11 protein-coding genes are annotated in these 12941 nt (G+C 59.8%); 7 read left to right on the top strand and 4 right to left on the bottom strand.

Features of this window, described 5'->3' with window-relative positions; translation table 11 throughout:
- The first annotated feature begins 15 nt into the window (after nucleotides 1-15).
- The 3 genes from ASD60_RS03840 to ASD60_RS03830 all read left to right on the top strand — a co-directional run bounded on the left by ASD60_RS03840 (nucleotide 16) and on the right by ASD60_RS03830 (nucleotide 2945).
- A complete protein-coding gene (locus ASD60_RS03840; RefSeq protein ID WP_056852718.1) occupies nucleotides 16-1014 on the top strand; it encodes an NAD-dependent epimerase/dehydratase family protein in 999 nt (332 codons plus the stop codon).
- An 89-nt stretch (nucleotides 1015-1103) separates the two neighbouring features.
- Complete coding sequence (locus ASD60_RS03835; protein WP_056852717.1) at nucleotides 1104-1973, top strand: hypothetical protein; 870 nt, start codon at nucleotides 1104-1106, stop codon at nucleotides 1971-1973.
- A 123-nt stretch (nucleotides 1974-2096) separates the two neighbouring features.
- Nucleotides 2097-2945, top strand: coding sequence for a cache domain-containing protein (locus ASD60_RS03830; RefSeq protein WP_056852716.1), 849 nt, complete (start codon nucleotides 2097-2099; stop codon nucleotides 2943-2945).
- A gap of 112 nt (nucleotides 2946-3057) precedes the next feature.
- Here ASD60_RS03830 and ASD60_RS03825 read toward each other — a convergent pair whose 3' ends face one another.
- Both ASD60_RS03825 and pobA read right to left on the bottom strand, forming a co-directional pair.
- The gene (locus ASD60_RS03825; protein WP_056852715.1) at nucleotides 3058-4575 is read right to left on the bottom strand and encodes an MDR family MFS transporter; all 1518 of its coding nucleotides are present in this window, start codon (nucleotides 4573-4575) and stop codon (nucleotides 3058-3060) included.
- Nucleotides 4576-4654: 79 nt separating this feature from the next.
- Nucleotides 4655-5848, bottom strand: a complete 1194-nt coding sequence (gene pobA / locus ASD60_RS03820; RefSeq protein ID WP_056852714.1) for a 4-hydroxybenzoate 3-monooxygenase — start codon at nucleotides 5846-5848, stop codon at nucleotides 4655-4657.
- A gap of 180 nt (nucleotides 5849-6028) precedes the next feature.
- Here pobA and ASD60_RS03815 point away from each other — a divergent pair, with 180 nt between their 5' ends.
- Nucleotides 6029-6925 carry a helix-turn-helix domain-containing protein gene (locus ASD60_RS03815; protein ID WP_056852713.1) on the top strand — a complete coding sequence of 299 codons (897 nt, stop codon included), beginning with the start codon at nucleotides 6029-6031 and terminating at the stop codon, nucleotides 6923-6925.
- An 8-nt stretch (nucleotides 6926-6933) separates the two neighbouring features.
- On the opposite strand, the gene ASD60_RS29125 is transcribed toward ASD60_RS03815, so the two are convergent.
- Both ASD60_RS29125 and ASD60_RS03805 read right to left on the bottom strand, forming a co-directional pair.
- A complete protein-coding gene (locus ASD60_RS29125) occupies nucleotides 6934-7110 on the bottom strand; it encodes a hypothetical protein (RefSeq protein WP_162837843.1) in 177 nt (58 codons plus the stop codon).
- A gap of 192 nt (nucleotides 7111-7302) precedes the next feature.
- Entirely contained in the window at nucleotides 7303-8184 is an 882-nt protein-coding gene (locus tag ASD60_RS03805) for a LysR substrate-binding domain-containing protein (protein ID WP_056852711.1), read from the bottom strand.
- 161 nt (nucleotides 8185-8345) lie between these two features.
- Between ASD60_RS03805 and ASD60_RS03800 the strand changes: the two genes are divergently transcribed.
- From ASD60_RS03800 to ASD60_RS03790, 3 genes are all read left to right on the top strand, one after another.
- The gene (locus tag ASD60_RS03800) at nucleotides 8346-9983 is read left to right on the top strand and encodes a 5-guanidino-2-oxopentanoate decarboxylase (protein WP_056852710.1); all 1638 of its coding nucleotides are present in this window, start codon (nucleotides 8346-8348) and stop codon (nucleotides 9981-9983) included.
- Nucleotides 9980-11428, top strand: a complete 1449-nt coding sequence (locus tag ASD60_RS03795) for an aldehyde dehydrogenase family protein (RefSeq protein WP_056852709.1) — start codon at nucleotides 9980-9982, stop codon at nucleotides 11426-11428. The genes ASD60_RS03800 and ASD60_RS03795 overlap by 4 nt, the downstream gene beginning before the upstream one ends.
- A 218-nt stretch (nucleotides 11429-11646) precedes the next feature.
- Entirely contained in the window at nucleotides 11647-12750 is a 1104-nt protein-coding gene (locus ASD60_RS03790) for an extracellular solute-binding protein (RefSeq protein ID WP_056852708.1), read from the top strand.
- Nucleotides 12751-12941: the final 191 nt, after the last annotated feature.

Here is a 12941-nt window from a genome sequence, read left to right as displayed (position 1 = left end):
TATTCGGAGCAATACATGAAGATTCTGGTCACCGGCGCAAGCGGCTTCATTGGCGGGCGCTTTGCGCGTTTCGCCCTGGAGCAGGGCCTGGACGTGCGGGTCAACGGTCGCCGGGCCGAGGGTGTGGAGCATCTGGTGCACCGTGGCGCCGAGTTCATCCAGGGTGATCTCGGCGATCCGCAATTGACCCGGGAGCTGTGCGCCGACGTTGAAGCCGTGGTGCATTGCGCCGGCGCCGTCGGTGTGTGGGGACGTTATCAGGACTTTCACCAAGGCAATGTCCAGGTTACCGAAAATGTGGTCGAGGCCTGCCTTAAACAACGGGTAAGACGCCTGGTGCACTTGTCGTCGCCATCGATCTACTTCGATGGTCGCGATCATTTGGGTTTGACCGAAGAACAAGTGCCCAAACGCTTCAAACATCCGTATGCCGCCACCAAATACCTGGCTGAGCAAAAGGTGTTCGGCGCCCAGGAATTCGGCCTCGAAACCGTGGCGCTGCGCCCGCGTTTCGTCACCGGTGCCGGTGACATGAGCATCTTTCCGCGCCTGTTGAAAATGCAGCGCAAGGGACGTCTGGCGATTATTGGCAACGGTCTGAACGTGGCTGACTTCACCAGTGTGCAAAACCTCAACGAAGCGTTGCTCAGCAGTTTGCTGGCCGGGGGCTCGGCCCTGGGCAAGGTCTACAACATCAGCAACGGCGCGCCGGTGCCCCTGTGGGATGTGGTCAATTACGTCATGCGCAAAATGGAAGTCCCACAGGTTACGCGCTACCGTTCCTACGGTTTGGCCTACAGCGTTGCGGCGCTGAACGAAGGCGTATGCAAGTTATGGCCAGGCCGCCCCGAGCCGACCTTGTCGCGGCTGGGCATGCAAGTGATGAAGAAAAATTTCACCCTGGACATCAGTCGCGCCCGGCATTATCTGGATTACGACCCGAAGGTCAGCCTGTGGACTGCCCTTGATGAATTCTGCGGCTGGTGGAAAGCCCAGGACATCCGCACACACTGAACCCGCTACGGTGTTGAGGGTCAATCGGTGCGGCAGTGGGGGTTATACTCGCCGCATCCACGCCATTGCGTTTCACAAAGGTTGACTCAATGTCCATGCGTAACGATGCCAACGACGACTTCGATGATGTACCGAGCCTGCGTGCAGGCGTCCTCGATGACGATGATTTTCCAGCCACCCCCCGCACCTCGGTACATTCGCGCACACCGCCCGTGGTCAAGGTCAAGGCAGCAAGTACCGGCCCGTTGTGGGCACTGGTGGGCGCCTTGTTCTTTGCCTTCGCGGGCCTGGCCTGGTGGAGCTTCCAGCAGATTTCGCTGATGGAGCAGCAACTGGTGGCCACCCAGGAAAGTTTCGCGCGCATCAGTGAGGAAGCGGCAGGGCGCCTGCAGGACATTTCCGGCAAAGTGGTCGCCAGTCAGACCAACGTCACCTCCGACAGCGAAGCCTTGAAGCTGCAAATCAAGCAGCTGGAGAGCAAGTTGCAGGATCAGAGCAAGCAGCAACAAGGCGTGGTCGGTCAAACCTCGGACCTGGACAAGCGTCTGGCGCAGATGACCGCGCAAACCAGCGATCTGGACAAGCGTCTGGCGCAGATCACCACCCAAAGCGCTGAGCACCAGACCGTCAACACGCAATTGCAAGCCCAGGTCAAAGTCTTGATCGGCGACGTGGCCGCGCTGAAGAGCGCCACGGCTGACACGGGGCAATTCGAAGCCCAGCTGAAAAGTATCGGCGCCGATATCACTGCATTGAAAAAGCAAGGCAACCCGAACGCCGCCATCGAGAGCCTGGAACAGGACATCATCGTGCTCAAGAGTCAGCAGGACAACCGCCCGGCGCAAGGCTCGACCAATACAGCGGAATTCGATGCTTTCCGCACCCAGGTCACCCGCAACATCAACACACTGCAAGCGCAGATCCAGAACCTGCAACAGCAATTGCGCGCCCGACAATAAGCCATGAACCGTTCCCGGGCAGACCGGGAATGATTTCCTTACACACTGCGGTCCGCTGAATATCCATACATGCCCGATAGCCGTCTACGCTCTTGAAACATCAACAGGAACGAGGGATGCGCAATGGGGTTTGTGCAAAGGTTCGCCGTGCTGTGCTTCATGTTTGTGCTGGGCCTGGCTCAGGCGCAAGCGGCCGGAACAGAAAAGGACGACAGCAAGGCCGCCATCGCCTTGCTGGAAAAAGCCTTGGCCTATTACCACGAGAACGGTGACAAGGCCTTTGCGGCGTTCAGCCGTCAAGGTGAGTTCGTCGATAAAGACCGTTATGTGTTCGTCCTGGACACCAAAGGCGTGATGCTCGCCAGCGGCGGTCCGTCTTCGGCCCTGATTGGCCGCGATGTCTCGGAAACGCTTGGGCCGGAGTTGCAGACAGCCTTCAAGGAAGCCCTCAAGGTGCCGGAAGGCAATGGTATTCAACAGGCGGAATATCGTTGGCAGAACTGGGCCGACGGCAAGGTCGAGCGCAAACACGTGTATTACCAGCGAGTCGGCCAGCGGATTCTCGCGGTGGGTTACTACCTGCCACGGGCGTCAGCGGAACAGGCCATGGCCTTGCTGAACAAAGCGGCAACCGACCTGGCCAAGGACGAGAAGGGCACACTGACGGCGATCAATTCCCTCAAGGGCGGATACCTGCAGGATGACCTGTATGTGTTCGTCGTCGATCTGGATACCCAGCGTTATGTCGCCCACGGCACCAACCTGCGCTTGATCAACACCGATTTCAGCAAAATCAAGGACCCTGAAGGCAAACCCGTGGGAGAACCGATCCTGGCGCTCATGGCCAAGCAGGATTATGGCGAATACGAATATCGCTGGAAAAACCCGGTGACTGGCAAGATCGAGGACAAGCACGCCTACCTGAAGAAGGTCGGACATTTTCTGGTGGCTGTCGGGTATTACAGCCCATGATGTGTATGTAGGAGCGAGCTTGCTCGTGAAGGTGGTGAACGATATCGCGCGAACCCGGATGCCCTGCGGCGTTCTTGGCTTTTTTCGCGAGCAGGCTCGCTCCTACAGGCATTTAACGAACCTTGTCTTCCCTGCCCCGCAACAACTTGTTCGGCATGGCGATTGCCGCTGCCAACCCCAGCAGCGACACGGCAGCGCTGACCATCAGCAAGTGGCGGAAGGTCAACAGCAGTTCGGCACGCAATGCGTCCTGCGCATCCCCCGGCGCCGCGTTCAGACCGTCCAGCAGTACGTTGCCGGAATGCCCTTCGGCAATCAGCGCCGACCCGGCCAGGTGCGCGAAGCTTGAATCCTGCAGCAGCGCCAGCAGCAGTGCCGACATCATGGCCACGCCCACCGCGCCCCCAAGCGAGCGAAACAGGTTGGTGGTGCTGGTCGCTACGCCGATGTCCCGTTGTTCCACCGAGTTTTGGGTGCCCACCAGCGAAGTCGGAAACTGCATGCCCGAGGCGATCCCGCTGAACAGCATGCACAGGCTGCTCAGCACGAACGCTTGAGGCGGACTGAAGGCCATGCCCAGAATCGAAATCGGCATCAGCACGGCGCCAGCGAGGATCATGGGTTTATAGCGGCCCGTGATTGAGGTCCTGCGACCGGCGAAATAGGCACCAATCGGCAAGCCCATCGCCAGCGGCAGCAGGTGCAGCGCGGCGCTGTCTGCGCCGGCACCGGTGACGCTCTGGAAACGCAGCGGCATCAGCACGATCAACGAGATCGCCTGGAAACTGGTGAAGAAAATCGTGCACCAACACAGAACCGCATTGCGGTTGGCGAACAAATGCATGGGCAATAGCGGCTCCCGTGCCCGTCGTTCATGCATCACAAACAACCCCAGCACCAGCACTGAGCAAGCCAGTAACCCCAACACCTCGGCGCTACGCCATGAATGGCCCTGGCCGACCTGGGTGATCCCCAGTAATAACGCCGTCAGGCCAATGATCATCAGCACAGTACCGAGGTAATCGATGATGGGTTTGCGTTGCGGAATCGGCAGGCCGAGCAGTGTGCGATTGGCCACCAGCCACGCACCGAGGCCCAATGGCAGGTTGATCAGGAACACCCAGCGCCAGGACAAATACTCCGTCATGTAGCCGCCGAGCACGGGGCCGGCGACGCTGGCCACCGCATACATGCTGCTGAAGTAACCCTGATAGCGACCGCGTTCGCGCGGTGGCACGATGTCGCCGATGATCGCCTGGCTCACCGAGATCATTCCGCCGGCGCCGATGCCCTGGAAAATCCGCGCCAACACCAGTTGCTCCATGCTCTGGGCCATGCCGCAAAACAATGATGCCAGGGTGAACAGGCCCATGCCGAACAGCATCAACTTGCGCCGCCCGTACAGATCCCCGAGTTTGCCGTAGATCGGCACCGCCACGGTCATCGCCACCATATAGCCGGAAATCACCCACGCCAGCAGGCTGACATCCTTGAATTGCGCGGAAATGGCCGGCATCGATACCGCAACGATGGTCTGGTCCAGCGCCCCCAGAAAAATTGCCAGCATCAGGGCGATCAGCACACTGCGGATCGCCGGTTTGGGCATTTCAGGCTGGTTGAGATGGGTCACGGGAAAACCTGCGGGCAGTGATTGACCCGCAGAGGCATGGCGAGCGGGTGAGTGCTCGCCAGTTTAAATCGATAGCAGCCTATTCGATAGCCTCGTAGGGAAGCCCGACATAGTTTTCTGCAATGGTTTTTCGCCCGGCCTCGGAATCGACGAAGTAATCCAGCTCCGACTCGGCGATGCGCTGGCTGAATGCATCGTGATCGTCGAAACGGTGCAGCATCGAGGTCATCCACCAGGAAAACCGCTCGGCTTTCCACACCCGACGCAGGCAGATTTGCGAGTATTTCTCGAGCAAGTCGAGGCGATCTTCGCGATAAACCTTGAGCAGGATATTGAACAACGTACTGACGTCACTGGCCGCCAGATTCAAACCTTTGGCACCGGTGGGGGGGACGATGTGCGCGGCATCGCCGACCAAAAACATCCGGCCGTACTGCATGGGTTCGACCACGAAGCTGCGCAGCGGCGCGATGCTTTTTTCGATGGACGGACCGGTCACCAGCTTCTGCGCCAAGGTCTGCGGCAGACGGGTTTTGAGTTCGTCCCAGAAGCGTTGATCGGACCAGTTCTCGACCTGTTCATCTGCCGGGACTTGCAGGTAATAACGAGTGCGCGTGGCCGAACGCATGCTGCACAGGGCAAAACCACGTTCGTGGCGGGCGTAGACCAGTTCTTCGTGTACTGGCGGGGTGTCGGCCAGTATTCCCAGCCAACCGAACGGATAGACCCGCTCGAAGACTTTCAGGCTATCGCTGGGAATCGATTGACGGGCGACACCATGGAAGCCATCGCAGCCGGCGATATACGCGCAATCGAGGCGATAGGTTTCGCCATTCTTTTCAAAAGTGATGAAGGGCTCATCGGTTTTCATGCCGTGGGGAACGACATTGCTCGCTTCATAAATTGTCTGCGCCCCCGCGACCTGACGAGCGGCCATCAGGTCACGTGTAACCTCGGTCTGGCCGTAGATCATTACGGTTTTACCACCGGTGAGGGCCTGCAGGTCAATGTGCACCTGACGCCCATCGAGGGCCAGTTCGAAGCCGCCATGGACCAACCCCTCGGCGTCCATGCGCTTGCTCACACCGGCCTGGCGCAACAGCTCTACCATGCCTTGTTCGAGGACTCCGGCACGGATGCGACCGAGGACATAGTCCGGGGTCTGACGTTCGAGGATAAGGGTGTCGATTCCGGCGTTGTGCAGCAACTGGCCGAGTAGCAGACCGGAAGGGCCAGCACCAATAATGGCAACTTGGGTTTTCAGCGTTTTCATTGTTTTTATGACTCGCAAGCTTCACGCGGCCAGAGCCGCTGAATGATTTTATGGATCGAGTGCTTGCATTTTTCTCTCGCGGGTCTGTCAATTGAAGGTGAAAACTGAGCTGATACCTGTTCATTTTGCCAATCGGTGCGATTATCGCCCGTCATCTATTCCGAGGCCTGGATTGAAGTGATGAACAAGCCTGACCTGCCTTCGATTCCAGTGTTCAAGCTCTACGGTGAAAGCCTGGATTGGCCGACCCCCGACTTGCTGCACTGTGAGACTATTTCCAAACGCAGCCGCGAACATCAATGGGAAATCAAACCGCATCGCCATGCCGATTTATGCCAGTTGCTCTTCGTATTCAAAGGTCAGGCAGAGCTTGAAATCGAAGGTAAACGTACTCAACTGAGCGAACCGGCTATCCAGATCCTGCCACCACTGTCGGTGCACGGCTTCCGTTTTTCCGAGGATGTCGAAGGCTTTGTGGTCACGCTTGCCGCGCCGTTGATCGCCCATTTGCAGCAGCAACTGGGGCATTCGGTGAACGCCTTGGCCCAAGCGGAAAGCTATCCTGCGGGGCAGGACGGTGAGTACCTCAACAGTCTGTTCAGTGCGTTGCAGAATGAGTACACCAGCCATCAACCGGCGCGGGAAATGCTGATGCATTCGCTGGTCAGTGTGATCATGGTGTGGGTCAGCCGCCAGGTGATCCAGCGTCATTCAGCCAGCCAACGGCCGCAGCGTGCCCGCGAGTACCTCAACGGTTACATCCAACTGGTGGAAGAGACCTATCGCCAGCACGTCAAGGTCGAGGACCTGGCCCATCGCCTGGGGATTTCCGTTTCCCATCTCAACGGCACGTGCCGTGAGCTGGCCGGGCAGCCGGCATTGCAGATCATGCATGAGCGGCAATTGCTGGAGGCCAAGCGCTTGCTGACCTACACCAGCATGACCATCTATGAAATGTCCGACGTGTTGGGATTTTCAGATCCGACCAACTTCACGCGCCTGTTCCGGCGTCGGGTGGGAATCTCGCCAAAGGCCTTCCGCGACCGCTTGAAGGCCGATCAGGACAACGAGGCCTGACGCCTTGGCTATCGAAGGGCGTTGAGGGTCGCGTTGTGGGGAATGCAACGCTCGAAATTGCAGCTGGCGTACTCACGGGGCAGATTGCGCAACTGCTCCACGCGCCAGGCTGCTGCGCCATACAACCCGAGCGTGACCGCGCAGGTGATGAAAATGGCCAGGTACCTTCTTGTTTTGATGTTCATGGCGTTGACCTCTGAACGAATACCCTGCGGTATTACCTTGAGCATAGGTCAGCGCGGATGAGTTGCCAGCCAGACAGGCTGTGCATTTGATCCGATATTCAGAACACTGATGAACCCCTGTGACCTTGTGAGAATCCCTGAACCCTGTGGGAGCCGGCTCGCTCCTACAGGGGCAGTGATGGATTTCGGGTTTTATCGCGACTGCGCCTGCTCCACCAACCAGCCCATCAATTCCCGCAACTTCGGTGAAGGTTCTGGTTTTTCCGGGAATACCAGGTAATACGCCAGTCCCGTCGTCACCTTCAATTCGAATGGCATGACCAGTCGTCCGGCATCCAGGTCGTCGCCGATCAACGACCAATCGCCAATCGCCACCCCCGTTCCCTGGGATGCCATCGACATCGCCAGATCAAGGGTCTCGAAGTGCTGGCCCTTGCCGACATTGCTCAGTTTCACATCCGCTGCTTTCAACCAGGCCTTCCAGTCCCGCTCATCGCGTGTGGGGTGTAGCAGCAGATGCTGTTGCAAATCGGCCGGAGTCTGCAGCGGTATCGGCCCTTCGAGCATGGGCTTGGAACAGACCGGTGTCAGTTGCTCGTCGAACAGTTTCTGCGACATCAGAGCAGTGTCTGGTGGTGTGCCGTACATGACCGCCGCATCGAATTGCTCGCGGTGAAAGTCCACACCGTGCTTGATCGTGGTGGTCAGCTCCACGGGGACATCCGGGCGTTCCTTTTGCCATTGCAACAGGCGCGGCAACAACCAGCGCATGACGCACGTCGGCGCCTTGAGTTGCAGGGTTTCACGCTTCTCGCCGATCTGCTCAACGGCCTCGTCGATCAATCCGAAAATCTGCTGCACCCGTGGCAGCCACTCCCTTCCTTCGGCTGTCAGGCTCAGGCCTCGCGCCTGGCGGATAAACAATTCATAACCGAGAAAATCTTCCAGCCCGGCGATCTGTCGGCTTACCGCTCCTTGGGTGATGTGCAGCTGTTCGGCAGTCCGGGTGAAGTTGCAGCACTGCGCGGTAATCAGAAAAGTATGCAGCGCCGGCAGGGGAGGCAGTCGTTTCATTGAGATCCAAGGTATGACGTGAGGACATGGCTAGTATGATTTTTTATCCATTGTTGCGGCTATGTGTCGCCCGTTCCAATGAGGCCATCCCTGGACCTGCGAATCCATCATAAACACAGCGCAGGCCCGGCGTCTCAAATCGAACAAGAAGGGCAATTCACATGGCGACGTGCGGCGAAGTGTTGGTCAAGTTACTCGAGAATTATGGTGTCGAGCAGGTGTTCGGCATTCCGGGCGTTCACACCGTGGAGCTGTATCGCGGGCTGGCCCGTTCGAGCATCAACCACGTCACACCACGTCATGAGCAGGGCGCCGGTTTCATGGCCGACGGCTACGCCCGCACCAGCGGCAAACCGGGTGTGTGCTTCATCATCACCGGCCCAGGCATGACCAACATTACCACCGCCATGGGCCAGGCTTACGCCGACTCGATTCCGATGCTGGTGATCTCCAGCGTGCAATCGCGCAGCCAACTGGGCGGCGGTCGCGGCAAGCTGCACGAACTGCCGAACCAGGGTGCATTGTGTGCCGGTGTAGCGGCGTTCTCCCACACCCTGATGTCGGCGGCCGAGTTGCCGGGCGTACTGGCCCGCGCTTTTTCGCTGTTCCAGGCCGGCCGTCCGCGCCCGGTGCACATTGAAATTCCGCTGGACGTCCTGGTGGAAGACGCCGACGACTTGCTCAGCAGCCTGCCGGTCACTATCGACCGCGCCGGCGCTGCGCCTTCGGCCGTTTCGCGCATGACTGAGTTGCTGGCCGGCGCCAAACATCCACTGATCCTCGCCGGTGGCGGGGCCATCGATGCCGCTGCCGAGCTGACTGAACTGGCCGAGTTGCTCGACGCTCCGGTGGCACTGACCATCAACGCCAAAGGCATGCTTGAGTCCGCGCACCCATTGCTGATCGGCTCGACCCATAGCCTGGTCGCCACGCGCGCGCTGGTCGCCGAGGCCGACGTGGTGCTGGCCATCGGCACCGAACTGGCGGAAACCGACTATGACGTGACCTTCGCTGGCGGTTTCGAGATTCCCGGCAAGCTGCTGCGTATCGATATCGACCCGGACCAGACCGTGCGCAATTACCCGCCGCACGTTGCGCTGGTGTCCGACTCGCGCAACGCCGCGCAAGCGTTGTTGAGCGCGCTGTCGCACAAATCCCTGGCCGAGCGCCGTAACGATTGGGGCCAGGTTCGCGCCGCCCGTTTGCGTGAAGAGCTGGCCGCGAGCTGGGATGCACCAACCCTGGCCCAGACGCGTTTCCTCGAAACCGTTTTGCAGGAGTTGCCCAACGCCGTGTTCGTTGGCGATTCCACTCAGCCGGTGTACACCGGCAACCTGACCTTCAACCCGGAACGCCCGCGTCGCTGGTTCAACTCGTCCACCGGCTACGGCACCCTCGGTTACGCCTTGCCGGCGGCGATTGGCGCCTGGCTCGGTGGCAGCGTTGAAAGCGGCGCCCGCCCGCCGGTTGTGTGCCTGATCGGCGACGGTGGCCTGCAGTTCACCCTGCCGGAACTGGCCAGCGCCGTGGAAGCGCGCACACCAGTGATCGTGCTGCTGTGGAATAACCAGGGCTACGAAGAGATCAAGAAATACATGGTCAACCGTGCCATCGAACCGGTGGGTGTCGACATCTATACCCCGGACTTCATCGGCGTGGCCAAGGCCCTGGGTTGCGCTGCCGAGGCCGTCAGCGGTGTCGAGCCATTACGTAGTGCGCTGCGTGCCGCCACCGATCGCCAAGGCCCGACCCTGATTGAAATCGATCAGACCCAGTGGATGCAGGCGGTGTCGAAATGAACTTCCCAACCACACTCGATGGCCTGTACATCGACGGCCAATGGTCGGCGGGCAACGAACACCTGCGCGTGATCAACCCGGCAACCGAAGCGCTGCTGACCACCGTCAATGGTGGCGACGCAAGTGCCGTCGAGCAAGCCGTCAGCGCGGCGACCAAGGCCTTCATCGACTGGTCGAAAACCACTGGCGTCGAGCGCGGCGCGATCCTGCGCAAAATCGCCGCGGGCGTGCAAGCCGGGCGCGAACAACTGATGCATTTGCAGTCGAGCAACAACGGTAAACCGCTGTTCGAGGCGGCCATCGACGTCGATGACGTGATCGCCACCTTCGAGTATTACGCCGGTCTCGCCGAAGGCCTGGATGCCAAACAGGACAGCGCCGTCGAATTGCCGACCGATGATTTCAGCGCGCGCCTGCGCCGTGAACCCTGCGGTGTGGTCGGCCTGATCGTGCCGTGGAATTTCCCGATGGTCACCACCGCATGGAAGCTGGCCCCGGCGTTGGCCGCGGGTTGCTGCGTGGTGCTCAAGCCTTCGGAAGTGACGCCGCTGCCGGAGCTTGAACTGGCCGCGATCATCGCTGAAGCCGGCGTGCCTGCCGGTGTGTTCAACCTGGTTTGCGGTACCGGCCTGGCCGTGGGCGGCCCCCTCTCGGCAGACCCGCGCATCGCCAAAATCTCCTTCACTGGCAGCAACGCGGTAGGCGTGCAGGTCATGCAGCGCGCCGCAGAAACCGTGAAGGGCGTGAGCCTGGAACTGGGCGGCAAATCTTCATTGCTGGTACTGGCCGATGCCGATCTCGACCTGGCGGTGGAAGTGGCGTGCGGCGGCGGTTTCTTCAACGCCGGACAGATGTGCTCCGCCACCAGCCGTGTACTGGTCGCCGAGGAACTGGCTGAAGCGTTCCTGACGCGGATCAAGGCTCGTGCCGAAGCGATTCGCGTGGCGGACCCGTTCGACCCGAACGTGGAGATGGGCGCGCTGGTCAATCAGGCGCAATACCAACGCGTGCTTGGTCATATCGATCGCGGTTTGAGTGCCGGTGCGAGGCTGGTGTGCGGCGGTAATCGTCCGGCGGATCTGCCGCGCGGATATTTTTTGCAGCCGACGGTTTTCACCGATGTGCCCCTGGACAGTGCGCTGTGGTGCGAAGAGATTTTCGGCCCGGTGATCTGCGTGCGCCGTTTCACCTCCGAAGCCGAAGCGATTGCCCTGGCCAATGACAGCCAGTTCGGCCTGGTGGCCAGTGTGGTCACGCGTAACGCTGAAACCGCTGACCGTGTCGCCAACGCTTTGCAGGCGGGGCTGGTGTGGATCAACGCGCCTCAGGTGATCTTCCCGCAGACCGCTTGGGGCGGCTACAAGCAGAGCAGCATCGGCCGCGAATTGGGGCCATGGGGCTTGCAGGCTTTCCAGGAAATCAAACACGTGATTCGCGCCGTCTGAAGGCACGAAAAAGGTGAGCGCATGCCTCGCAAGGAGGCATGCGTCGGCGTCATGGCTTCGATGAGTTTTTATCGATAGTCAGCTGTTTTACACGACTTCAGGATGAACTCGCTGGCCCGGTAAAGCCCCCGAAAATACGAGGGGTAAACGCTGATCCAGTCGCGCGGATGCAACAGTTTCGACCTGCCTTATACCTACAAAAACAAAGGGAGTCCGTAATGGGCGAGCATGATCTGAACAGACGTCAATTCATCAAGACCGTGGGCGTAGCCTCGGTTGCAGCGGCCGCCATGAGCTTGCCGTTCGTCAAGGCCAATGCCAGCGATACCCGCTTCACCGGCAAGACCCTGCGCCTACTGACCTGGTCGGATGACACCGGCCTGGCTGCATTGCGCAATATCGCTGCGACATTCGAAGACAAGTACGGCTGCAAGGTCATCGCCGACCGCACCGGCAGTACCTCGGAAATGGTCGCCAAACTCAAGGCCGGCGGTGATCGCCCGCAGTACGACATCATCACCCTGGCCGGCGTCGGCGCCGAAGGTCTGGCCGCCGCCAACCTGTTGGAAAAGCCCGACCTCAACCGCATCCCCAACATCGTCGATGTGCCGGAAAAATACCGCACCGGCGCCAATGGTCACGGCATCGGTTACCTGCTCTGGTGCAACAGTCTGGTCTACAGCACGCGCACCCAGAAAGAAGCGCCGACCAGCTACGCCTCCCTGTGGGACGCCGACGCGGCACCGAACATCTTCCTGCCGCCACCGAACTGGACCGAGGCCATGGACCTGATCATCATCGCTGCCAAACTGGCCGGCGGTGACGAGCACAACATCGAGCCTGGCTTCAAGAAACTCGCCGAACTGAAAGATCGCGTGGTAACCCTGGGTGAAAACCCGAACCAGATCGCCGAACTGTTCCGCACCGGTTCCCTGGACATGGGTGGCCTGTACGCGCCGGCGTTCTTCCCGAAACAGATCCGCGATCCGAACTACGGCCTGGGCGCCACGTTCGGCATGAAGGAAGGTTTCTACACCGACCTGATGCTGTCGGTGATGCCGAAGAATCGTCCGGGCGACACCGACATGGCGTATGCCTTCATCAACCATTCTCTGGACCCGCTGGTGCAGGGCAAGATGGCTGAGGACATCTACAACGGTCCGGTCAACGCCAAGGCGATCATCTCCGCCGAAGCGCGCAAGAGCCCGTACATCCTCACGCCGGAGCAGATTGCCGAGAAGGCGATCATGCACGACAACGCTTTCCTGGCGACTGTGCATGACCAATGGATTCGTCGTTACACGGAAATCTTTTCTTCCTGATTTCTGAGGTTCAAGGATTTTTTGTGGCGAGGGAGCTTGCTCCCGCTCGGCTGCGCAGCAGCCGCATAACCAGGCTCCGCGTTCTATCAGAACCAACGCGGTGGGTGATTGGGGTCGCTAAGCGACCCAGCGGGAGCAAGCTCCCTCGCCACAGGTTCTTGCTCGATCTCAGTCTTGCTGCTTTCCATTGA

Source organism: Pseudomonas sp. Root562, assembly GCF_001427125.1.
Taxonomy (GTDB): Bacteria; Pseudomonadota; Gammaproteobacteria; order Pseudomonadales; family Pseudomonadaceae; genus Aquipseudomonas.
This window is presented reverse-complemented; position numbering and strand designations above follow the sequence as displayed.